Origin of the sequence: Acetobacter sicerae, from assembly GCF_011516765.1 — a bacterium.
GTDB classification, from domain to species: Bacteria; Pseudomonadota; Alphaproteobacteria; order Acetobacterales; family Acetobacteraceae; genus Acetobacter; species Acetobacter sicerae.
In genome coordinates this window covers 22416-45210 of record NZ_JAAABN010000014.1, presented here as the reverse complement: position 1 = coordinate 45210, position 22795 = coordinate 22416, and the positions used below count along the sequence as shown (strand labels likewise).

At 57.9% G+C, this 22795-nt stretch carries 20 protein-coding genes and 2 pseudogenes; 14 read left to right on the top strand and 8 right to left on the bottom strand.

Going from position 1 to position 22795, the window contains the following annotated elements; translation table 11 throughout:
• Positions 1–184 precede the first annotated feature (184 nt).
• Entirely contained in the window at positions 185–1105 is a 921-nt protein-coding gene (locus tag GVI59_RS13995; protein ID WP_053323611.1) for an SDR family oxidoreductase, read from the bottom strand.
• A gap of 217 nt (positions 1106–1322) precedes the next feature.
• Between GVI59_RS13995 and GVI59_RS13990 the strand changes: the two genes are divergently transcribed.
• Positions 1323–2219, top strand: coding sequence for an AraC family transcriptional regulator (locus GVI59_RS13990; RefSeq protein WP_173574819.1), 897 nt, complete (start codon positions 1323–1325; stop codon positions 2217–2219).
• A 374-nt stretch (positions 2220–2593) separates the two neighbouring features.
• On the opposite strand, the gene GVI59_RS13985 is transcribed toward GVI59_RS13990, so the two are convergent.
• Positions 2594–3409, bottom strand: coding sequence for an SDR family NAD(P)-dependent oxidoreductase (locus GVI59_RS13985; protein WP_129551468.1), 816 nt, complete (start codon positions 3407–3409; stop codon positions 2594–2596).
• 102 nt (positions 3410–3511) lie between these two features.
• On the opposite strand from GVI59_RS13985, the gene GVI59_RS13980 reads away from it, so the two are divergent.
• On the top strand, positions 3512–4405 hold the full coding sequence (locus GVI59_RS13980) for a LysR family transcriptional regulator (protein ID WP_053323614.1): 894 nt from the start codon (positions 3512–3514) through the stop codon (positions 4403–4405).
• A gap of 134 nt (positions 4406–4539) precedes the next feature.
• Here the strand turns inward: GVI59_RS13980 and GVI59_RS13975 are convergent, their stop codons facing one another.
• On the bottom strand, positions 4540–5058 hold the full coding sequence (locus tag GVI59_RS13975; protein WP_010516056.1) for an RES family NAD+ phosphorylase: 519 nt from the start codon (positions 5056–5058) through the stop codon (positions 4540–4542).
• A complete protein-coding gene (locus GVI59_RS13970; RefSeq protein ID WP_029329702.1) occupies positions 5055–5420 on the bottom strand; it encodes an antitoxin Xre/MbcA/ParS toxin-binding domain-containing protein in 366 nt (121 codons plus the stop codon). The genes GVI59_RS13975 and GVI59_RS13970 overlap by 4 nt, the downstream gene beginning before the upstream one ends.
• Positions 5421–6081: 661 nt before the next feature.
• On the opposite strand from GVI59_RS13970, the gene GVI59_RS13965 reads away from it, so the two are divergent.
• Together GVI59_RS13965 and GVI59_RS13960 are read left to right on the top strand one after the other, a co-directional pair.
• Positions 6082–8490, top strand: coding sequence for a recombinase (locus GVI59_RS13965; protein ID WP_173574818.1), 2409 nt, complete (start codon positions 6082–6084; stop codon positions 8488–8490).
• Positions 8491–8685: 195 nt separating this feature from the next.
• Entirely contained in the window at positions 8686–9471 is a 786-nt protein-coding gene (locus GVI59_RS13960; RefSeq protein WP_173574817.1) for a siderophore-interacting protein, read from the top strand.
• A gap of 97 nt (positions 9472–9568) precedes the next feature.
• On the opposite strand, the gene GVI59_RS13955 is transcribed toward GVI59_RS13960, so the two are convergent.
• On the bottom strand, positions 9569–10462 hold the full coding sequence (locus tag GVI59_RS13955; protein ID WP_173574816.1) for a LysR substrate-binding domain-containing protein: 894 nt from the start codon (positions 10460–10462) through the stop codon (positions 9569–9571).
• A gap of 92 nt (positions 10463–10554) precedes the next feature.
• Between GVI59_RS13955 and GVI59_RS13950 the strand changes: the two genes are divergently transcribed.
• The 5 genes from GVI59_RS13950 (at position 10555) to GVI59_RS13930 (ending at position 15838) form a co-directional block, all read left to right on the top strand.
• Positions 10555–12063, top strand: a complete 1509-nt coding sequence (locus GVI59_RS13950; protein WP_173574815.1) for a UbiD family decarboxylase — start codon at positions 10555–10557, stop codon at positions 12061–12063.
• 99 nt (positions 12064–12162) lie between these two features.
• Positions 12163–12753: a UbiX family flavin prenyltransferase gene (locus tag GVI59_RS13945; protein WP_173574814.1), complete on the top strand. Its 591-nt coding sequence runs from the start codon at positions 12163–12165 to the stop codon at positions 12751–12753.
• A 10-nt stretch (positions 12754–12763) separates the two neighbouring features.
• On the top strand, positions 12764–13483 hold the full coding sequence (locus GVI59_RS13940) for a DUF554 domain-containing protein (RefSeq protein WP_173574813.1): 720 nt from the start codon (positions 12764–12766) through the stop codon (positions 13481–13483).
• Positions 13480–13908: a PNPOx family protein gene (locus tag GVI59_RS13935; protein WP_173574812.1), complete on the top strand. Its 429-nt coding sequence runs from the start codon at positions 13480–13482 to the stop codon at positions 13906–13908. Before GVI59_RS13940 ends, GVI59_RS13935 begins: the two co-directional genes overlap by 4 nt.
• A gap of 127 nt (positions 13909–14035) precedes the next feature.
• A complete protein-coding gene (locus GVI59_RS13930; protein ID WP_242013118.1) occupies positions 14036–15838 on the top strand; it encodes a tannase/feruloyl esterase family alpha/beta hydrolase in 1803 nt (600 codons plus the stop codon).
• Between the two features lie 64 nt (positions 15839–15902).
• On the opposite strand, the gene GVI59_RS13925 is transcribed toward GVI59_RS13930, so the two are convergent.
• On the bottom strand, positions 15903–16277 hold the full coding sequence (locus GVI59_RS13925; protein WP_173574811.1) for a VOC family protein: 375 nt from the start codon (positions 16275–16277) through the stop codon (positions 15903–15905).
• 692 nt (positions 16278–16969) lie between these two features.
• On the opposite strand from GVI59_RS13925, the gene GVI59_RS13920 reads away from it, so the two are divergent.
• The 4 genes and pseudogenes from GVI59_RS13920 to GVI59_RS13905 all read left to right on the top strand — a co-directional run.
• A complete protein-coding gene (locus tag GVI59_RS13920; RefSeq protein ID WP_173574810.1) occupies positions 16970–17644 on the top strand; it encodes a TetR family transcriptional regulator in 675 nt (224 codons plus the stop codon).
• A gap of 194 nt (positions 17645–17838) precedes the next feature.
• On the top strand, positions 17839–18522 hold the full coding sequence (locus GVI59_RS13915; protein WP_173574809.1) for an O-methyltransferase: 684 nt from the start codon (positions 17839–17841) through the stop codon (positions 18520–18522).
• A 32-nt stretch (positions 18523–18554) separates the two neighbouring features.
• Positions 18555–19418, top strand: coding sequence for an SDR family oxidoreductase (locus GVI59_RS13910; protein ID WP_173574808.1), 864 nt, complete (start codon positions 18555–18557; stop codon positions 19416–19418).
• A 43-nt stretch (positions 19419–19461) separates the two neighbouring features.
• Positions 19462–19760 (top strand): annotated as a pseudogene (locus GVI59_RS13905) (DUF3363 domain-containing protein); the annotation flags it as partial.
• A 36-nt stretch (positions 19761–19796) separates the two neighbouring features.
• On the opposite strand, the pseudogene GVI59_RS19310 reads toward GVI59_RS13905, so the two are convergent.
• Positions 19797–19919 (bottom strand): annotated as a pseudogene (locus tag GVI59_RS19310) (hypothetical protein); the annotation flags it as partial.
• Positions 19920–19974: 55 nt separating this feature from the next.
• On the opposite strand from GVI59_RS19310, the gene GVI59_RS13895 reads away from it, so the two are divergent.
• Positions 19975–20732, top strand: a protein-coding gene (locus GVI59_RS13895) for an IS5 family transposase (RefSeq protein ID WP_173574807.1) whose coding sequence is annotated in 2 segments (ribosomal slippage) — positions 19975–20296 and positions 20296–20732 — 759 coding nt in all. Because the reading frame shifts where the segments join, the coding sequence is not laid out codon by codon here.
• A gap of 151 nt (positions 20733–20883) precedes the next feature.
• Here GVI59_RS13895 and GVI59_RS13890 read toward each other — a convergent pair.
• Positions 20884–22650: a carbohydrate porin gene (locus GVI59_RS13890; protein WP_242013117.1), complete on the bottom strand. Its 1767-nt coding sequence runs from the start codon at positions 22648–22650 to the stop codon at positions 20884–20886.
• Positions 22651–22795 lie beyond the last annotated feature (145 nt).

Genomic DNA, 22795 nt, shown 5'->3' with positions numbered 1-22795 from the left:
ATGGTTGGAGAGCATTTCTCGTGAGACTGCGGCACATGAGAGATGTTTTCCGGCAACCTCGAAACAGGCGATCCTGACCCGCAAACAGAAATCTTACTGCCATGGGGCCACGCGGCATCGTCAGGACGCGAACTATTTTGCGTCTTATTGCTTTTGCTTTGTTCCTCCTTGCGGTGATCTCTAATTAGTTATTGCTGAACTGCACATGGGCAAGTTGTTCGGAGATATCCCACAAGCGCGCGGCGGCCTGCCGGTCGAGCGCTGCGGGGGGTATTTTGGCGACAGTCGGATACCCGCGCGTCTCACTCAGTCTGTCAGGGCCATAATAGCCACCGCCCTTTGCCTCCGATGATGTCGCGGCGAAAAGGGTCGGCAGTGCGCCCTGTGCGGCTGGCTGGAAAAGAAACCACAATATCCGCCGTGCGAGGCCAAATACGCTCAAAGCGCCAGCTCCGTTCGGAAGCAGATCGGTACGCGAAATACCGGGATGGGCGGCGATGCTGGTTATTCCCCAGTTTTCCGCTTCGCTGCGACGCTGAAGTTCCAGCGCGAACATCAGGCAGGCCAGCTTAGACTGACTGTAGACTGGCATCGGCTTGTAATTATGTGTCGCCTGAAGATCATCGAATGCGATCCGACCGTCACGCGCTGCGATGCTGGAGAGTGTGACAACGCGCGGATCATGACCCTTGCGAAGCAGGGGCAGCAAATGCGCAGTCAGTGCGAAATGCCCGAGATAGTTGGTTCCGAACTGCAGTTCGAAACCATCCGAGGTCACTTTGCGTGTGGGGGGCGTCATCACCCCGGCATTGTTGATCAGCACGTCGAGATGGTCGCGCTGGCTGCGCAGGCGCTCACCAAACGCGGCAATTGACGCAAGGTCAGCCAGATCAAGAACTTCGAAGCTGATGTCTGCCTCGGGAGTGTCTCTTTTGATCCGGGCAACGGCTTCCGCGCCTTTGCTTGGGTTTCGTCCGGCGAGAATGACCGTTGCTCCGGCGCGCGCGAGCGCTAGTGCGTCCTCAAACCCGAGGCCGCCTGTTCCGGTCACGACGAATGAGCGGCCACGAATGTCTGGAATGTTCGATGTCGTCCATTTTCTCATATTTGGTTCCTGTCCACGCAAGAAATTCCTTTGGGGGGATGGCTGACAGTTCGACGGCACGCGCCATTGATCCCTGCTGATATCTGGTATCTAGCTGCGTACGCCGATGGACCGAATGCCCGAACTGCCAAACTTCTTGCCCGATCCTGCAATGGTCTGGCTTAGGCGGTGCGCCACGTGTAGACGGGAATAGTTAGAATTTTGGCTGGAGCAAGGAATGTCGTCATCTCTCGCCAGAGCTGTAACCCGCTATCTGGACGCGCAGGGTTGTGGCACGAGCGGGCTTTTCACGACGTCGTTCGACGGTCTGAATATCATCAGGCTGAGTGAAAAGACGCCGCCAAATGGCATGGTCTACAAACCGTCACTCTGCATCACCTTGCAGGGCGCTAAGGCGGTGGAGTTTGGGGATACCATTTTCGAGTATGGGGCCATGGCGTTTCTGCTGGTCAGCATCGAAATACCTGCTCTTGGTCGTGTGACGGAGGCGAGCCCTGAATGTCCCTATATCGGCATTACCCTGGATCTGGACGCAGGCATCCTGCGTGAGGTCATGGCGGAACTTGCTCAGCCCCCTTTACCGTCGAATGGTCAGGGTATCGGGGTATTCGTCGCCGATCTATCCGAGGATCTGGCCGACTGCATCAGGCGGCTCATACGACTGCTCGATAATCCGGCGGCACCCCAGATCCTCTGGCCGGCGATCATGCGGGAAATCTGTTTCTGGCTGTTAACAGGGCCGCATGCGGGCGAAGTCTGTAAACTTGTTCTGCCCGACAGTCACATGCGACGGGTCGCGGAGGCCATTCATCTGCTGCGTGCCAACTTTGCGAAACCGGTGAGGATCGAGCATCTTGCCGCTGTCGCACGCATGAGCCTCTCGTCTTTCCATCAGCATTTCAAAATGCTGACCTCCATGACGCCGCTCCAGTATCAGAAGCAGTTGCGCCTGCTTGAGGCGCGTCGCCTGATGGTATCAGAGGACGTCAACGTCTCGCACGCGGCGTTTGAGGTCGGTTATGAAAGCCCGTCGCAGTTCAGTCGGGACTATGTTCGCAGGTTCGGGATAGCGCCCAAACGCGATGTGATGGAACTTCGGTCTTTTGTCATTTGACCATGCGGAACCGTGTCCGGGGCTCTGTTAATCTGTCTGTGTCACATTTCTAATCTGTCTGTGTCACATTTCCTGTTTTTGGAAATTGCGATCCCCCGGCCAACGCGGTCTGTCCATCGAATAGGATGCGCAGACAGGCAGAAGACGCCTTCATCTCGGCCGTTCCGCCGTCTCACCGGACGTCCCGAAACCGGCCGTCTGGACACAAAGCACTTTTCTCATTTTCCCCGTCTGCCTGGAAAGCTTAGCCCGGACTGTGCCTGGCAGGCCTTGCCCGCGCGTTTCGGGCTTTGCATTCGTTCTTGGAAGCGCCCGAGGGTCACTGCTGGCGCCGAGTAATAACCTCCCTTGGCCCATGCCTTTGTTTTCTCGTGTCAGCCGTAATCGGCGGACTGGGCGATCTCCTGTCGCAACTGGTCGACCTTAGCACCGACCCACTCCCGGGCGTCGGTGCCGAACACGAACCGCGATGGCACCTCGTCTTGGGAAGCAAGCTCCACGATCCGCGCGGCGAGGAGCTTCGGATCGCCTGGCTGGTTACCGCTGGCCTCGTCCACGAACGCGCGATACTGCGCGATCGCCTCGGCATAATCTGGAATGTCGATGCTGCCGAAGCTCGCCGACCTGCCATCCATGAAATCTGTGCGCAGCATCCCCGGCTCGACCAGGAGCGAGCGGACGCCCAACGGTGCCAGCTCCTGCGCAAAGCCCTCCATCCATCCCTCGACCGCGAACTTCGACGCGGAATAGACCGATCCCCCGCCGTTGGAGACCAGCCCGCTGACCGAGGAGATGGTGACGATGAGGCCTGAGCGACGCTCACGCATGTGGGGAGCGACCGCGCGTGCCACGTTCATCGTGCCGAACAGGTTGACCTCGAACTGACGCCGCACCGCGGCATCGGTGAAGGTCTCGAAGAAACCCAGTTCGGCATAGCCGGCGTTGTTGACCAGCACGTCGATCGCACCCAAGCGTTCGATGGTCTCGGCAGCGACGGAGTTCGCGGCTTCAGCGTCGGTGATATCGAGCGCAAGGACGTGCAGGCGATCGTGTTCGCCCTCGAAGGCATCGCGCACGGCGTCGGCGGACCGCGCAGTTGCCACGACCGTTTCGCCCGCATCGAGCGCCGCGCGCGTGATCTCGAGTCCAAGTCCCCGGCTTGCGCCCGTCACCAGCCAGATCTTGCCCATCGCCTGCTCCTCGTTTCTTCCACTGTTGCTGTCTAAGTAGTCATGTTAATGGATCGAGATAAGCGCCTAATCAATAATGGGCCCTAGTAGCAGAGATTATCAATGCGCCCGGATCAGCTTGGCGACCTCGCCGTCTTCGTTGCGATCGCCTCCGACCGCAGCTTCACGCGTGCCGCGAGGCGGCTCGGCGTTACGCAGTCGTCGTTGAGTCAGACCATGAAGCGGCTCGAGGGCCAGCTCGGTTTTCGCCTGCTCTCCCGCACGACACGCAGCGTCGCCCCGACCGCGGCCGGCGAGCGCCTGCTCGCTACCCTCTCGCCAGCACTGGCCGAGTTGGACGACGAGATCGAGACGCTGTCGCAGACACGCGGGGCAGCGATCGGCACCGTCCGGATCACGACGGGCAAACACGCCGCGGACACCGTGCTGTGGCCGATGCTCCCAACCTTCATGCGCCTGCACCCCGGCATCGAGGTGGAGGTGTGCGTGGAGGACGGGCTGACCGACGTCGTGGCGGGCCGCTACGATGCGGGCATCCGGCTCGGCGAGCGACTGGAGAAGGACATGATCGCGCTGGCGGTCGGGCCTCCGCTTCGCGTCGCGGTGGTGGCCGCTCCCGGCTATTTAAGCAACCATCCGAGGCCGATGGAGCCCGCCGACCTCACGGCGCATCGTTGTGTCGCCTACCGCAACGCGCATGGCGAGCTGTCTCCCTGGTCGTTCGAGCGCGACGGTCGTGCGGTAACGGTCACGCCGGGCCGCGGGCCGGTGTTCAACGACGCCGATCTGCTGGTGGCCGCCGCCCTTGAGGGGTTTGGCATCCTTTACATTCTGGAGGATCTGGTGGCGGCGCCGATAGCCGATGGCCACCTCATCCGCCTGCTGGAGCCGTGGTGCGAGCCTTTCGCAGGCTACCACCTCTATTACCCCGATCGGCAGGGGACGACGGCCTTCGAACTGTTCAAGAAGACGCTTCGAGCAAGCAGGGCCGCATAAAGGGTTGGCCAGGCGTCGGCGTCGATTCTCGAAACTCGATCTTTTTTTCCGGAAAGCGGAGCATTTGGTTGTGGCACCTTTCGGCATCGGTTCGCCCGAAAGCCGCCATTTTGTCATTTCACTCTCCAGTCAGCTTACGCCCATGACGCTGCAGTTGTGGGCAGTCGCCTCTCATCATCAATGACGGTTACGCGGGAGGGCGGACTGTCTGACCATGCCCAGAAGACGAGGTTTCTGTCGTTTTCTGTTGCTCCAGGGGCAAAGCTCGGCACGATGATGCCCGCCGCTCCGTCGGCTCTGAGTGCCCTTGCCAGTTTCCATGAAGGCGGCGTCTTGCCTTGGTCAGCAAGGTCTTCCCAGGAACAGGCCAAGGTGGCGGGGGAGAAGCCCAGATCATTAAGACTGGATAGATCGGTCAGATCGAGGACGGGTTCGCTATCGACATCATAGGCACAGACGGTCAAAGGTTGCGGCTTGAATGGAAAACCCTGCTGGGCTTCGAGCCAGGCCGTCTCCATCCGAAGTGATGTGTAAAGGGCAGGTGTGCCGACCGGGTTGAACCGGCCTCCATGAAGCGTCGCACCGTCGCCTGATAATGGGGTGAAAGACCAGCGTGGATTATGAGCCCGGAATACCCGTCCGGTGAACCTCACGCGTAGCCGCCGGTGGCAATCCGATCCAGGTAGCGTCGGACGGCATTGGCGCGTCCCTCACGGACGAGCGCCTCGGCAGTCTGATCACCGAAGGAGGGCAGGGGCTGTGACCGGTACCATGCGAAAGCCTGTTGGGCTGAGCCCGCCCAAGGCCGGACGCGATTGAGGATCTCGACCATGTCGCGCAGCCTCGCCTGGGTGGCGGGACGGCCGAGGCGGGCGCTTTTGGAGACGGCGTCACGTGACAGGCCCAGAGTGGTGGCCAGTTCACTCCTTGTGATGTGTAACATATTGCTCAGCCGTTCTGCCGCGATCAGCCCTGACGGATCGAAGGCGTCGGCGAGGAATGTGGTCTCAGACATGATGGAGTGCCCCATATATTGACCATGATATGGGATTGTATATGAGGCGGATTGCCTATGACAAGGATTCTAGTTGGATATGTTCATGCACGCTGGCATGTTCGCACTGTCATGCGGCGAGGCGGGGTATCTCGCAGTCTACCAATCGCAAGTATCGTTGGTTGTCTTCCCCCGCAACCAACGACGCTTGCGAATGACCATTCGCCACATTTCGCCGTGATCGTAGTGTGCGGTTCCCCGCAACCAAACGTGTCCGTCTGAAAAGACAGAAGAAGCCCGCCTGATTGAGGCGGGTTTTTTTATGTCCGGAATGCGCCGCAGGATGCACATAGGATGCAATCGGGAGCAAAAACGCAGCGTAGATACGGCTGATTTCACGTGTGCGTGAGTATTTTCACAGACCTTCCCGGCGGCGATGATGTCGCGGCTACTGGCGTTCGAAGCGACCGACATGATTCTCCTGGCAGGCCGTCCAGCAGGAACCAAAAAAATCAGATCGCATATCAAGGAAAACTGCGGGTGACAGCGATCAGAAAAGTGCGGCCCGCTATTTTGTTCGTGCAAGGCACAACATCTGGTGTCATTGTCCCATCATAACCACAACATGAGCGAAATGGCGCCGAAGATGGGACCACGCTCGCCCGAACGATGGAGCCGGTGCATGGACGGAGATTTTTCGCTGTTTACGGGCGGGCAGGGCGGACGCGAAGCTGTTCGCAATCCGTTTGAAGAAGCATTCGGAACCCGGCCAATCTCCGCACGTCCGCTGGATCGCGGTATGGGAGAGGCGGTCGGTCGCCGGACCGTGTTCCGGCCTTCCGACCGCGAAGATTTTGGGCGCGTGGCTGATCGTGTAGCCGAAGGCAATGCCGGGCTGCTGGCTACGGTCGGTGATGCGGAGATCATGCAACTGCGTAACGCAATCGCCACGGGGGCGCTGCTCACATCGGGCCGCCATCTGCAGCATGGCGACAGCACGCAGCCGGATCGCAACATGGAAATGTTCACCAACTGCGCCACGGTCATCTGCTCTTTTGCGAAATTCTACCTGCTGCTCAATGGCTCCGGCGTCGGGCGAGCCTATGATGACGAACTCTGCGTGGTGGACTGGGGGCAGGCCCCGGATCTGAAGTTCGTCCTGTCGCCTGATCATCCGGACTACCCGCAGGATCGCGCCAGCCTGTTGCGGTTCGGCCTTGAGATGCAGATCCTGCCCTGGGGCACGGCGCAGGAAGCCTTCGATGCGGAGATGGAGGCACAGGTCCGTGCCTTTCTGGAAAGAACCGTGCTCGCCCGTGCTCCCGAAGGTGATGAACTTCTCCATGTCATCGAGGACAGCCGTGAAGGCTGGGGCAAGGCGGTCGAGACCATTGAGGCGATGGCCTTCCGTGGTGAACGCAGCCGCACGCTGGTGCTGGATTTCAGCGCCATCCGCTGCGCGGGCAGTCCAATTGCAGGCATGCAGGGGCGGCCAGCTTCGGGACCGGTCTCGTTGCTGCGCGGGCTGCTCAATGTGCGAGAGCATGTGATTGAGGCCGCGCGCGCAGGCGACATGCCACTATGGGAACAGGCGCTACGGGTGGATCATTATCTGTCCGTCGAGGTGCAGGTTGGGGGTGCCCGTCGGGCCGCACGCATGGCGACCAAATCATGGCGGGATGCGGATGTGCTGCGCTTCATCCGCGCCAAGGAAGAAGGCGGACTATGGACCGCTAATCACTCCGTCATGGTGGACGCCGAATTCTGGGATCACGTGAACGATCCGGCAAAGACCGACACGTTGGCCGACCATGCCCGCACGGTGTTTGCCGAGGCCACGCGGTGCGCATGGATCAATGGCGAGCCCGGCTTCATCAACGGTGACCGGTTGGAAGATAATCGCACCGGCAGCGCACGGCTCAAACAGGTGCATGCGGATGGGCGGGATTTCCGCTCGCATCGTTATCAGGCCACCGAGGGGGCGGCCCTGCTGGCGGATCTGGCGCAGCGGGCCACCTCGGCACATTTCCCGGTCACGACCAACCCGTGTGGCGAGATCACGCTGCACGTCACTGGTGGTTATTGTGTGATTGGTGATTTCGCTCCGTTGCTGGCCTGCCCCGTGGCGCCGGAGGATGTGACGCCCGGTCAGGTGCTGACTGAGACGGCGGCAGTATGGGATGCCCGCGTGCGGGACTCCGTACGGCTGGGCGTGCGCTTCCTGCTGCGTGCCAACCGCATGGACGCGTTGTATGGCGAGGAGGTGCGGCGGACCAACCGTATCGGCATCGGCCCGACCGGCCTGCATGAGTGGGCATGGGTGCGCTTTGGTCTCGACTTCCGTGACCTGCTGGATGAGGAACGTGCTGCTCCCTTCTGGAACGCGGTGCGGGAACTCTCCACCATCGCCAAAAGCGAGGCGGATGCCTATGCGCACGAGACCGGCACCGCCCGACCGGTTACGGTCACAACCGTCAAGCCCGCGGGCACCACATCCAAGCTGTTCGGTCTGACTGAAGGTGCGCATCTGCCCGCACGACGGCAGTATCTTCGCTGGGTGCAGTTCAAGGGAGTGCGACGCGAGGACGGCACATGGGAGGCAGGAACCGACCCGTTGTTGCCTGCTTACGAGCGCAAGGGCTATCCCGTGCGTTCGCTGCGCAGTTTTCCCGGCATGAGCATTGTGGGCTTTCCGACCGTGCCGCTTATCCAACGTCTCGGCATGGGCGAGCGTGTGGTGACAGCACCCGAAGCCTCTCCGGAGGAGCAGTATCGCTGGCTGGAACTGCTGGAGAAATACTGGATCGGGGCGGAGCAGGGCAATCAGGTGTCCTACACGCTCAAGGTCTATACCGACCGGCATAGTCTGGACAGTTTCCGCGCCATGGTGGCGGCCAACCAGCCGCATGTGCGCTGCTGCGCCGTGCTGCCCAGCCGTCCGGATTCCGGCCTTGGTTATGAATATCTGCCGGAAGAGGAAGTCTCGGCAGGAAAATTTGCTGCCATCACCGCCATGATTCAGGATGACGAGGTGCGCGAAGTGGTGGACTGGGCGCATCTTCAATGTGCCAGTGGCGTCTGTCCGATCTGAGGAGGATACTGAGAAACCCGTTGACAGACTCTGCCTCCGAAGGCTTTGATCATGACAGCTAGTGCGGTCTTCGCTGATCGTACTTTCGTATGCGTTAACGTGAAACAACGCACAGGCTGACAGCAAAATGCTGGCAGCCTGTGCGTCTGTGTATCCACAGTCACCGGTCTGTCGGCACGACAAGGGTACATAGTCATGAAACTCTTCCATTCCTTTTTAAATCGGGGTGATGGCCCCGGGATCCGACGCGTAAGGCACGAACTTGTCAGACGCAGTCTTGAGGTCCGCGCCGTTGAGCGCCTGACTCCGCACATGATCCGCATCACGCTGGGCGGACCCGAACTGGCCGGTTTCACCAGTCCAGCGCCGGATGACCACATCAAGATCTTCATTCCAGGTCTGGATGGTTCACCAACCCGCCGTGATTACACGCCGCGCCGTTACGACCCGCAGAACGGTACGCTGCTTCTGGATTTCGTCAATCATCATGGTGGACCAGCGGCTGCGTGGGCGAGGGCCGCCAGACCGGGAGATCGGCTGGAAATCGGCGGTCCACGTGGATCGCAGATCATTGCCGGACCGATTGACCAGTGGCTTCTGATTGGCGATGAAACGGCGTTACCCGCGATCGGGCGTCGCGTGGAGGAACTGCCAGCCGACACGCCTGTCACAACGCTCGTGGCTGTGCCGGGATCAGAAGATGAGCAGGTCTTCGCCACGGTCGCGCGCCATGCAGCCCGCTGGGTTCATCGCTCCATGGATCAGGCGGATGAAGCCACGGGCATTCTTGCTGTTCTGAAAAATCTGGAGATCCCTGACCGTACTTTCGTCTGGGTCGGTGCTGAGGCCCGCGTGGCGAAGGCCGTGCGTCAGTATCTTCTGGATGAGCGTAAGGTTCCGGCCCAATGGGTCAAGGCATCCGGCTACTGGGTGAAGGGACAGGCCGATGCTTCCGTCAGGGATGTCGGAGATGTGCGCTGAACGAGATGAAGATGACTGGTTATTTATGCTTTTCAGTAATGAGGTGATTCGAGTGACCTAATTTAGCGATGTCCGGTTCACAGATTATGGAGGCATTTCAGGAAAGCTCAATGAACTTCTGTAATGCTGGCGAGACCTGCTCTCTGTTCCACAATAGAAACAGGGTTGATTCTGCGTCAGGTTCACTCAGGGGGAGGGCGCTCAGACCGGCAGGCAGAAGTGCTGTCACACTCTCGGCAACGATTGACAGGCCAAAACCTGCGTGAACCATTCCGAAAATGCTGCCGATATTGGTAACTTTCCATGATGGCTCAAAGGAGAGGCCGTTTTTTTCGGCTATTTGTTGCACAATACGTGCGATGCCGACTTCGTCCGGATCCTGAAAACCAATCAGGGGAGTGGCATGGATTGCCCGTATGGAAAGGTCGGTTCGGGATGCAAGGGGATGGTTTTCCGGAAGTAGAACAAATAGCTTTTCCGTTATGTATCGTCGTGTGCTGCAGATGGAAGGAACAGTTTCAAGATCTCTTACCAGAGCAACATCGATGTCCTTTTTTGTGACAGCAGTGACAAGATCCGAGATGGATTTTTCAGCCAACGTGATCTGCACTTCAGGGAAGTGCTGTTTCATTCTCTGTAGATGGTTGGGGAAAATCCGCCCCGCCAAGGCCGATCCGACATGCCCCAGAACAAGCTGGCCCATCTCACCACGGGCAATGCTTCGCACCCCGTCGATCAGGTTGTGATGGCTCTTTAGGAGGTGCTGTGCCGCCTCTCGGCAGGCATGACCAGCACTGGTCAGATCAATGCCCCGCTTGCGACGATGGAACAGCTGGGCACCAAGAGCCTCTTCCAGAGCCTTGATCTGCTGGCTGAGCGCGGGCTGTGCGATGTCGAGCTTTTCAGCCGCACGAGCGACATGGAGGGTTTCGCACACAGTGAGAAAGACAGCCAGCCGGCGTAGAGAAACAGACGTTAGATGTTCATCCATAATATTTAACTTATCAATAATGCCATATAGTGAATATGGAACATATTATGGTGGCCGGATAGCCTTCCTTTTGCGACAGGAAGGACAATGTCATGAACAGGACAGATCACACAGCCAACTCACCGGTCATCGATCTACGCTCCGCTCTGGTTAGGCTTGAGCAGTCTCCAGATGAACTGATTTCAACAGACCATGAGATCGACCCCCGCTCCGAACTGGCGGGTGTTTATAAACGTGTCGGGGCTGGGGGTACCGTCATGCGTCCGACCAGAACCGGTCCGGCGATGATGTTCGAGAATGTGAAAGGCTACCCCGGTGCACGCGTACTGGTTGGCCTTATGGCAAAACGTGAGCGCGTGGCTTTACTGCTTGACAGCAGACCCGAAGAGCTTGGGCGGCGGATGGGCGAGGCGGTCCTTAACGGGATTGCTCCGGTCGTCCTCAAGGGGCAGTCCGCTCCGTGTCAGGAACAGATCTTTCGGGCTGAGGACCCGCACTTTGACCTGCGTAATCTTCTCCCGGCCCCAACCAATACGGAAGAGGATGCTGGCCCGTATTTCTGCCTCGGCCTGCTACTGGGTAGCGATCCGGATAACGGCCATACAGACGTGACCATCCATCGTCTGTGCGTGCAGGGGCGCGATGAACTCTCGGTCTTTTTCGCGCCTGGCCGCCATATCGATGCCTTCCGTGCCAAGGCGGAAGAGCGGGGCGAGGCATTGCCCATTACTATCAATATGGGTCTGGATCCTGCCATCCCGATCGGGGCGTGTTTCGAGGCCCCCACCACACCTCTGGGCTTTGATGAACTGACCGTAGCTGGCGGGCTGCGTGGTAGAGCGGTTGAACTCGTAGATGCTGTGACGGTGAAAGAGCGCTCCATCGCCAGGGCCGAAATCGTGATTGAAGGCGAGATCCTGCCGGGACGGCGGATACGGGAGGATGTCAACACCAATACGGGCCATGCGATGCCCGAATTCCCCGATTATAACGGTCCTGCCAATCCAGCCCTGCCGGTGATCAAGGTCAAGGCCGTGACCATGCGGAAGAACGCTATTTTGCAGACATTGGTCGGGCCGGGTGAAGAGCATGTGAATCTGGCAGGCATTCCAACGGAAGCCAGTATTTTCAACGCTTGTGACAAGGCGCTGCCGGGGTTTGTGAAAAATGTTTATGCGCATAGCGCGGGTGGAGGAAAACTGCTGGCGATCCTTCAGGTCTGCCAGCGTAGTGCGGGCGATGTGGGTAAGGCGCGTCAGGCCGCGCTGATTGCGCTAGCAGTTTATCGCGAACTCAAGAACGTCATCATCGTGGATGATGATGTCGATCTGTTCGACAGTAACGATGTGCTCTGGGCCATGCAGACCCGGTATCAGGGCAATGTGGATACCATGTTTCTGCCCGGGGTGACGGGTCATGTGCTCGATCCCTCGCAGGTGCCGGAGTACGATCCCTCAATCCCTGGAAAAGGCGTGTCGTGTAAGACGATCTTTGACTGCACCTATCCGTGGAAACTGAAAGAGCATTTTGTGCGTGCGCAGTTCCGCGAAGTCGATCCGCATCCGTTCGCACCTTCGATCTTTCCCAAAGCGGGCATGTAATGTTGCAGGAACCTGTTTGCCGGTCCGTCATCCCGCGCAGGCAGACAGGTTCTGTACTTCTGCCGTCATCGGGAAACACCTTCAGAACGGGAGCTTTCAATGACCCGAAAACGGATTGTCGTCGGTATTACGGGAGCATCGGGCTTCCAGTATGGAGTTGATGTCTTGCGTCTATTACGGGAAGCGGAGATCGAGACGCATCTCGTCATGTCCCGTGGTGCGCAACTGACGCGGGAGCATGAAACAGATCTGTCTGCTGAGGACGTGTACGCCCTTGCCACCCATATCCACTCACCAGGTGCGCTAGGCGCACCCATTTCAAGTGGGTCTTTTCGTACCGAAGGCATGATTATCGCCCCGTGCTCCATGCATACGCTTGGTGCAATTGCATCGGGAGTGACGGATAATCTTGTCACGCGCGCGGCCGATGTCGCGCTCAAGGAAAGGCGGCGTCTGGTGATGATGACGCGTGAGGCGCCACTTCATCTGGGTCATCTGCGTAACATGCTGGCCGTGACCGAATATGGCGGTATCATTTTCCCGCCGGTTCCCGCCATTTACGCGGCACCGCGCACAAGTGCCGATATCATCCGCCATAGTGCCGCGCGCGTCCTGTCCCTGCTGGGTGTGGAGGTGCCTGACATGCCCCGCTGGGGCGAAACACTGTCTGCCGTCTCAGCGGAAAAATAGGAAAACAGCCATGTTGATCGGCTCATATACAGATGCCGGCGTAGTGCTGGCAGGCGGAATTCTCGGTGCGGCCCTGAGCGGGCATATTCCACAACGCCTGAAAGATGGTCTGCCTATGATGTTCGGTCTGGCATCCATGGGAATGGGTGTTTCGCTGATTGTCCACGGCCATGCCGTTGCCGTGATGGTCTTATCCCTGCTGCTTGGTGTCATCATAGGGGAAAGTTGCGCTTTGGAGACTCATCTGGGCGCGGTTTCCACATGGGGAAACCGGTTACTGGGACGCTTTGTGCCTATGCCTGCAGATCTGATGCCAGAGGTATTTCTCGAACGCTTCGTTGCCCTTACCGTTCTCTTCTGCGCAAGCGGAACTGGCATATTCGGTGCCATTCATGAAGGTATGACGGGAGATCCCTCCATCCTGCTGGCCAAATCTGTTCTGGACTTCCTGACCGCCACCATTTTTGCAACAACGCTGGGCTTTGCCGTTGCGGCCATATGCATTCCTCAACTGGCAGTTCTGCTGGCCCTTGCGACAGGTGCGACTTACCTTGCCCCGCTGACAACCCCATTGATGAACGACAATTTTGCAGCCGTAGGGGGTGTGCTGATGCTGGCAACCGGCTTCCGGATATGCGGCATTGTCAAATTCCCGGTTGGTAACATGCTGCCCGCACTGGTGCTGGCCATGCCCATGACCACCATATGGCTAAGGTTTGTCGGACCATGACCATATTCACCTCCCGGATTGATGCCCTGCTGGAAGAATATCATGTCATGTCCCTGGCGGCTTGCGCCGGGCATCAGCACTGGGCAGCACCTATATTCTATGTTTTTGACCCACTACGCGCCCGCCTGCTGTTTGTGACAGACCCTTCGACCCGCCATGGCATTCTGCTGGAGCAGACGGGGCGAGGGGTAGCAACAGTCAGTGGTCAGGACTGGTCCATTCCTCTCCTGCGGGGATTGCAGATGGAGGGACCTGTGCGGAGGCTGGACATTGAGGACCGGGAACTGGCGGCAAGTCTTTATATGGCCCGGTTTTCCATTCCGGCCCCTCTTCGGCCTGTCTACTGGGCGTTTACGCCGCTTTACATCAAGGCGACCGATAACAGGAACGGGTTTGGCTACAAGGAAGAATGGGGGGCGGAGTAACGGGTTGCCGGGAGCTCTGAATAGTTGCCTTTATTACAAATCCATACATTCTGCTTGGCGCGCCATCGCGTGAATTCGGCTAATGAACCGCATCGAACGATTGACTGAACGGGGCATTTTACCTGCGATGAAAAGAATACTTCTAAAACTGACCGCCTTTTTGTGGATTGTGGGACCGGGTATCTGCCTCCTCTCTGTGTTCTCGAACCCGGCGCGGGCCTCGGATATCGCCAGCCTGTCGGAGGTAAAGCCCGTTACCTCCTGTGAGGCGCTAGGCAATGTCGATCTTGCGCCCGCCGTGGGCGCTGCCGTTCACGGCCAGAAAGCGGCTGTGCTGGACACTCCAAAGGGTAAATTCTGCAAGATTACGGGCCAGATCGCGCCTGCGATTTCCTTTGAAGTCGATCTGCCCATGGAGCACTGGACCCAGCGCTTCCTGCTCGGCGGTTGCGGTGGCCTGTGCGGAATGACGCAAGTGGGCGTCAGCAACGCGGGAGCATGTGTTCCGGCGCTAAATGGCGAATTCGTCATGGCGGGCGATGATATGGGCCATACCGGCTCCATGATGGGGCTGGCGCAGGGCGAATTCGGTAAAGACCCGCAAAAACGCATCGACTTCGCTTATCGTGCCAACCATGTCACCGCTCTGGCGGCCAAGGCCCTGACGGCGGCCTTCTACGGCCAGGCCCCGAAATATTCCTACTTTGTAGGATGTTCCGATGGCGGGCGTGAAGCCCTGATGGAGGCGCAGCGCTACCCCGAGGATTTTGACGGGATTTCCGCAGGAGCTCCGGCCGCACTGTTTACCGTGCAGAACTCCTTTTACCATGCGTGGAACGTGCGCGGGAACCAGCGTGCCGATGGCACCAATATCCTGCTGCAAAACCGTGTGGGGGTGCTGCATGACGCCGTTATCCGTCACTGCGATACGCTTTCGGGTGTAAAGGACGGCATTCTGGAAGAACCTCGCGCCTGCCATTTCGATCCCGTGTGGGTACAGTGCGCGGCAGGCCAGAGTGACACATCGCACTGCCTGACAGCGGAGGAAACGCAGGCGGCGCTACGGCTTTACAAGGGGGCCACAGATGCGGCGGGGCGCCCATACATCATCGGTGGTCCACTGCCGGGTTCAGAACTGCAATGGGCACTGCCTGCCACAGCACGCGGAGAGTCCATGAGCCAGGGTATTGCCGCTTCCGCCATTGCCTATGTCATTCCGCTGCAGGTGGATGAAAAAGCGGCTGACTTGATCCGCTTTCATTTTGATGACGCGTCCTTCGCCACCATGACCAAGCTGGCACCACTGTATAATGCCGAGAACACAAACCTCCGTCCGTTCCACAAGCACGGTGGCCGCTTGATCCTGTGGCACGGGCTGGCGGACCAGTCGATCTCGCCCCTGAACACCATCGCGTATTATCAGGGCGTACAGCGGGAAATGGGCGTGGAACAGACTGACAGTTTCCTGAAATTCTATCTGCTGCCCGGTGTGGGACATTGTGGAAACGGTGAGGGCTTCCCGCAGGTCGATTTTCTGTCCCCGCTCATGGCCTGGACGGAATCTGGCATTGCGCCCAACGCTATTCGTACGGAAAAGACAGCCCAAGGTGATGGGCCGATGGGACCGCCGCCCGGAGGGCACGGCAAGCCGCCGGCTGGTGGCCAGATCCACATGGCCCCCATGCCCAGCCAGCCTTACGCCCGGCCGGATGCGGTAGCGATCGCCAGCCGCCCGGTTTATCCCTATCCCTACCTTGCGCAGTATGTCGGGGCAGGGGATGTGAATGATGCAGGGAATTACCGCCCCGTAAAGTCACCTGTCTCCCTGCCTATGACATTTGCAGGCCATGCCACGTTGCTGATCGGACCGGATAATCAGAAGCAGTACGGCGTCCGGGACAAAAAGCTTGTCGTGGAAAACACGAAGTAACCGGAACAGCCTGCCGCCCGGCGTCAGATGCCGGGCGGCGTGAGGCAGGCGACAGGCGCGATAGTTACACCCGTTCCTGCGCACTGACCTCGATCAGCAGGTCATCACCTGCGGGGTGATAGAACAGGGTCCAGCGATCACGCCCACGCGTCATGACCTCCACCGGTCCTGGCAGATAGCCGTCGGCGCACAGGCTTGCATGTCTGGCGTGCACCTCCTGCGGATCATCGAGAATGAACCCGATATGGAAATTGCGCGGATAGGGCTGGGGCGTTTTGCTCATGTCCATCAGGATCAGCGTCATGCCATCGGTGCCGGTAAGCTGGGCAAAAGCGTGCTGCCCGCGTGTTTCTTCAAGGACAAACCCGAAGTGCTTTTCAAGCAGGGAAGACAGTGCCAGCACATTGCTGGTGCAGAGGTTGATATGGTTCAGCTTCATCCGAAAAGCCCTGTATCATGCGTTGCAGGCGGACCTGTGAACGGGTGATCCATCCTGTTCCCCTTGAGGACAGGACGCGCGACAGCCGTCACATCACGGCGTCTGAGCCATGTGATCCGGCCGCGGGATCTGCTCTGTCAGGAGAACGTGATCAGAACCATGTTCAGGGCGTCGGGCTTACCAAACCGACATACGTCTTTTTCGGCACTCTCTTTCTGCCAGACTGCGTTCTGGCCGTAAAGCCGGAGGCTGGAGCAAAGGCGTGGACCATTTTCAGGTCTGTATATGTGCCTCGGCTGGAAAACGGCATAATACACATTGTCTTTTGGAAAGTTGGAGATCACAGGTGACGCTGGACCGCCTATGGAAAGCACGCACCTGATGACATGAGAGCAAGGCTCGGCGGTTTTCCTGTTTCCCTGCCTGTCGCGGCCATTACGCTCTCGCCAGCATTTGACACACGTCCGATCAGGGACGGGTCTTGCACAGATTGGACCTGCCGCCCGGATCGACCAGTTGTGTGGGAGTATGTCGGTAACGCGAGCGTCTAGCCGGGACGAGTAGAGACGCCACTGGCCGGAACCAGGCTTTCCGTCGGCCTGATGCAGGGAGTTGGCTGACTGGCTCCGCTTGCGCGGGACTGGAAACACGATTAATTCGTCATATTGCTTGTTCGTGGTTTACGGAGTGGCATGACCGATCATCCCACGCCTCGAATTTCGGCCCGAAAGCAACCCAGGCAAACCCGCTCGGCCGGGCTTGTGGCAACAATTCTGGAAGCAGCGACACTGGTGCTGGCGGAGGAAGGTGCCACCCGCTTTACGACAGCGCGCGTCGCCGAGAAGGCTGGCGTAAGTGTTGGTTCACTGTATCAGTATTTTCCAAACAAGGCAGCGATTCTGTTTCGGCTCCAGGCCGACGAATGGCGGCGAACGGCAGAAATGCTGCGCGATATCCTTGAGGATGAGCGTCATCAGCCCCTGGAGCGTTTGCGCGCGGTCACTCATGCCTTCATACGCTCCGAATGCGAAGAGGCGGCTGTTCGCGTGGCGCTGGGCGATGCGGCTCCTCTTTACCGGGATGCGCCCGAGGCCTCTGAAGCACGGGAAGCCGGCGACCGGATCATGCTGCGTTTCATGCAGGAGCTTCTCCCGGACGCGCCAGACCGAACGCGTGAACTGGCGGCCGATCTGATCACGATGACCTTTAGCGCGGTCGGCAAGGAATTTTCCGGGACTGCCCGGACAATCGCGGAAATCGATGCCTATGCGGACGCCATGGCCGACATGTTCTGCGCCTGGCTTGTGAAGATCTCGGCCGGCCATGTGGTTCCGACAGTCACGGCACAGGCTGACCGAGAACGGTAACCGCTCTGTCTCCCGTGTGGGAAATGCGAACCCGCTCGATGAGCTGGCGGCGCGTTCCCAATATTTCTGATGAAAAACACTGAGTATTTCAAAGCCGTTTTGTAGGCGGCGCAATGCGAATAGTGAAAATGACGGGTTCGTCGTATTTTTGTGGGGCGCACGGAAAGTGCGAAACCTAGTGCGGAGATCGCCCCATGACCGCCCCCGTGACCCTCGAAAAGACCTCGACGCTGACCAGCGTGCCTGTTGCGCCTTTGCTGGATCGCCTGTTTGCTGAGGCAGACGCCGCAACAAGCCCTGCCGTCTCGGAATTGCCCCGTGAGGAATTGCAACGCCTTGCCGGAAGCCGGACCGACTATCGGAAATTCTATGGTCTCGCAAAAGACCTGTGGCTCCCTGTTTCGCGTGAGACGGGTACGCTGCTTTACATGCTGGCACGCGCCAACTGGGCGAAAGGCATTGTTGAATTTGGAACGTCCTTCGGTCTCTCCACCATCCATCTCGCTGCCGCGCTGCGCGACAATGGCGGTGGCAGGCTGATTACCACCGAGTTTGAATCCTCCAAGATTGCCCGCGCCCGGCATCATCTTGAAGAAGCGGGTCTGGCCGATCTTGTGGAGTTCCGCGAGGGCGATGCCCTGCAGACGCTGGCGACCGGTCTCCCAGAGAGCATCGATCTCGTACTGCTTGACGGCGCCAAGCCGCTCTACCCCGATATTCTCGATCTTCTGGAGGACAGGCTGCAGACCGGCGCGCTGATCGTCGCGGATAATGCCGATCACAGCCCTGAGTATCTGGCGCGCGTCCGCTCTCCTGCCGCCGGGTATCTCTCCGTGCCGTTCGCCGGGGACGTCGAGCTGTCCGTAAGGCTTGGCTGAACATAATTCCAATATCTGAAGAGGACGGAACCATGCATGTCTTCGTAACAGGGGCCACCGGCTGGATCGGTTCCGCCGTGGTTCAGGATCTGATCGGTGCCGGGCATCAGGTGACCGGTCTGGCCCGGAATGATGAAAAGGCGGCTCGGCTGGCCGCATCCGGTGCGACGGTCTTACGCGCCACGCTCGATGATCTGGACGCGCTGAAAAACGCCGCCTCAACAGCAGATGCGGTCATTCACACGGCGTTCAACCATGATTTCTCGAAATTCCCCGAAAGTGCGGCGCAGGATCAACGTGTGATCGAGGCGTTGGGCAGTGCGCTGGAAGGATCGGAGCGCCCGCTTCTTGTCACGTCCGGTCTGTCCGGCCTGCCTGCCGGCGCAACGGAGGCGGATCTGCTTGATCCGGCCTCTCCGCGCAGGTCTGAGGTGGCCGCGCGGGCGCTGAAGGAACGCGGTGTCCGTGTTGCCACGGTGCGGCTCGCGCCGTCAGTACACGGCATCGGCGATCACGGGTTCATTCCGATCGTCATTCGCCTGGCGCGCGAAAAGGGGGTGTCAGCCTATATCGGTGACGTCCAGAACAAATGGTCCGGCGTCTATCGACTGGACGCGGCAAAAGTCTATCGGCTTGCGCTCGAGCAGGGCGTGACTGAGGCCGTCTATCATGCGGTCACCGATGAAGCCGTACCGTTCAGGGACATTGCCAGCATCATTGGTCGTCGGCTCGGCTTGCCGGCCGAACCGAGAGAACGGGAGCATTTTGGCTGGTTCGCCACCATGGCGGGCGGGAACATGGCGGCTTCCAGTGCGCGAACGCGTGCGCTTCTCGGCTGGAACCCCACAGGCCCTTCACTGCTCGCTGATCTCGAACAGCCGGCTTACTACGCCTGACGTCCATCAAGCGGGTTGCTCATGACCTGTGCGGTACCTCAGCTATCGGCGTAGCCTGCTCGCCATGCTTCAGGAGCAGGACGACGTCTCCCGTGTCGGGACAAACTGGCAAATGCGAAGCCCATGCCGTTTTGAGCCGCCGTCGATGGCGAGACCGTTAGTGGCACGTTCATCGGCACCGTCCAGCTACATAGCGGGAAATTCGCCATCGTCGGGAAGTCCTATGAGTTCACGCTGGTCCCGTGGCCGCCGGTGATTGAGCGTCATCTCGGTCAGGAGGCGACGGGCGTTGTGCTGGGTGGATCGGTATCGTGGCAGTTGGGGAGGCAGAGAGGGATAGAAATCTTGTGCAAAGCTGTTCAACCTTGCTCTGTAACGGCGGGTAATCACACCGGATTTTTGGGCAGCGCGAATGGCGGCGATCTTCTCTGCTGCCGCATCAAGAGCCACCTGCGGAGGCGGCGTGTTCCGTTCAAGATTATGCCAGCGCGTTAGGCTCAGGACTCATTGATATGAGCGGCATGATGTGATTCAGGCTTCCCTGAAGAGACTGAAGATGAGCGACCTGTTTTGGCTGACGGATGAACAGATGGCGGGTCTGCGGCCGTTCTTTCCCAAGAGCCATGGTAAACCTCGCGTTGATGACCGCCGCGTGCTGAGCGGCATCATTTTCGTGAACCGCAACAGCCTGCGCTGGCGTGATGCGCCCCGGGAATACGGTCCACACAAGACGCTCTACAACCGCTGGAAGCGCTGGGGTGCCATGGGGATATTCATCCGCATGATGGATGGACTGGCTGCTGGAAAGGCAGAGCCTCAGACGATCATGATTGATGCGACCTATCTCAAGGCACATCGCACGGCTTCGAGCCTGCGGTTAAAAAAGGGGATCCAGGTCGTCTGATCGGGCGCACCAAAGGCGGGATGAGTACGAAGTTGCATGCCGTCACCGACCGAAACGGACGTCCGCTCGACTTCTTCATGACAGCAGACCAGATCAGTGATTACACTGGTGCCGCAGCCCTTCTGGACAACCTCCCATCAGCCGAATGGATGCTGGCAGACCTGGGCTATGACGCTGACTGGTTCAGGGATGCTCTGGAGGAGAAAGGGATCAAACCCTGCGTTCCGGGACGGAAATCCCGCGGGAAATCGGTAAAATACGACAAACGGAAATACAAAAGACGCAACCATATTGAGATTATGTTCGGGAGGCTTAAGGACTGGAGGCGGGTCGCAACACGCTATGACAGATGCCCCAACGTCTTCTTCTCGGCCATCTGCCTCGCTGCAACCGTCATGTTCTGGTTATGAGTCCTGAGCCTAAGGGTAATCTGGCAGTGCAATTCCAATGCTATCCCACGGTGATATCGTAGCAAAGTGATGACTGGCCAACATAAAGCAGTCATCTATTCCTAATGGTTTTTTCTGTCATTTTGGAATGAAATGCGTCGGAAAGGGGTAGTTACAGCGTAATGCCTGTTTCGAAATCGAGAACTAGCGGATTTTTATAACGATTATTGCCACCTGTGCTCCAGATATATTGTGCGCCGGGCCGGATCAGCAGCCAGGGAGTCGGACGCCAACCATAGTTCAGTTCAATTGCAGGCTCGCCCGATGGTTTATATACTCCAGTCACACCCGTGCCCTGCAACTCATGCACCCAGTTCGTCAGTTTTGGGTTTATCCAGATCATCTTCATCCCGAAACTGACTGTATCTTCAGGTCTGTCCCAGAATGTGCCTTTGCGCGTAATGCCAGCATCCACAAAATAGGGCGCCAGGGCCGTGCGCGGGTCACCCCACGTAAATGATGCAAAGAATGATGTTCCCCGCTTGGAATCATTCTGGTCACGCTGAAGCAGACGGTCGAACTGAAACCACCCGCCAAAACGTCCCCGTACATTGGAGACTGGTGCGGAGGCAAGATACTGTGACGCAATACCGAAACTTCCTAATTGAGCATAGACGTTTTTAACTTGGGACGTGTCCCAGTAACCACCGATTTTAACATTGGTCTGAAGTGGCCCAGAATAATCATCCTTACCGCCCTGATGCCAGACAAGCTGGAAGGGCAGGAACGTGCCCGTCGCGCCATGAAGGTTCATCTTCCAGCCATTATGCGTATTCGCAATTGTCGGATCGACCGAATAGGCGCCAAACTGAATGGAGTAATGATTATTTCCTGCCGGATAGAATTTGACCCACGCACCTGGATGGGCCGTCGGATAATAACTGTAGCCGGAGTTAAAGGCGATTGATTGCGGCATGCCGCAAATCGCATTGCTCTGAAACTGGCAGTAATTGTTCATGTTCCAGTACATGGACCAGGTTTCAAAATCGGTTTCGGCGTTTACTTCGCCCACATTCGTCACTACATAGCGGTTCCATGGCATCTCCCACGCCAGAAGTGACAGGCGTACGGTCGGAGAACCATAGATTTCCTGAGGACTGTCCAGAGCTGGTAATGTCGCGCCCAAGCCTTTGCCATCACGGGATGTTACTGTGAAATGGAACAGACCGATTTTATACCCGGTCAGTTTTTCAAGATTGAAATCGAAGTTAAGACCAAATTCGTGAGCATAACGAACATTCTTGGATTTACCGCCCATAGGGTTTCCCGCACTGTCCTGGAAATAATGTCCGGTAATTGTTACTCCTTTATCAGCAAACCAAGGTCGCCACCCGGCCCAGTTTCCGGTCATCGTCTCCTGCGTCGTCCAGTCATGAAAGCTAGCCGGAAACAGACTGTTTTCGGTTGTATCAGAAATAAATGTGGGAGTAGGCATTCTGCCTCGTCGCACTGGTGCGGGGAGAGGAGACGATACCGGCGCAGGTTGAATCGTTTTTGTCGGGTTGGGTGCGTAATCTTTACGAAAAGCATTGATCCAATCAGGCGTCCCTGACTCATTTTGGGCAATGTTGACCAGAGCAGCCTGCGCCTGTGCGCTACGCGGATGCCATATCAAGACCGAAACAATGAAAAAAAGAACTCGTGCACTCTTCTTTGAATTTCGCCCGACAAGAGGCGAAGTGTTTAAGTGTTTTTTTTCTGAAGAAAAGAGGATTTCGCAACATGGAGATCGTTTTTTGTTAGCAATAATTTTTTCTTGTTTTTTTCTGTATTTGGTATCTGTTTTGTAGACAGAAAAAAAAGTCGTAAAAAAATCTTTTGCACGCATTCCAGAAATTAAAAATTTCTTATTGAAATCGCTCTGGTATATCTGCCGCATCTGATGTGTCATTTTGACCTCTAATATTATTGTTGTTTTGTTGTTCGTAGTATTCGGGTGGTCTGAAACAGCGCAGTAGCACAAACGTAAGTGGTTTTATTTCTGCATGTTTCGTATGGTTTGTAAAAACAGGTAGTATTTTTGT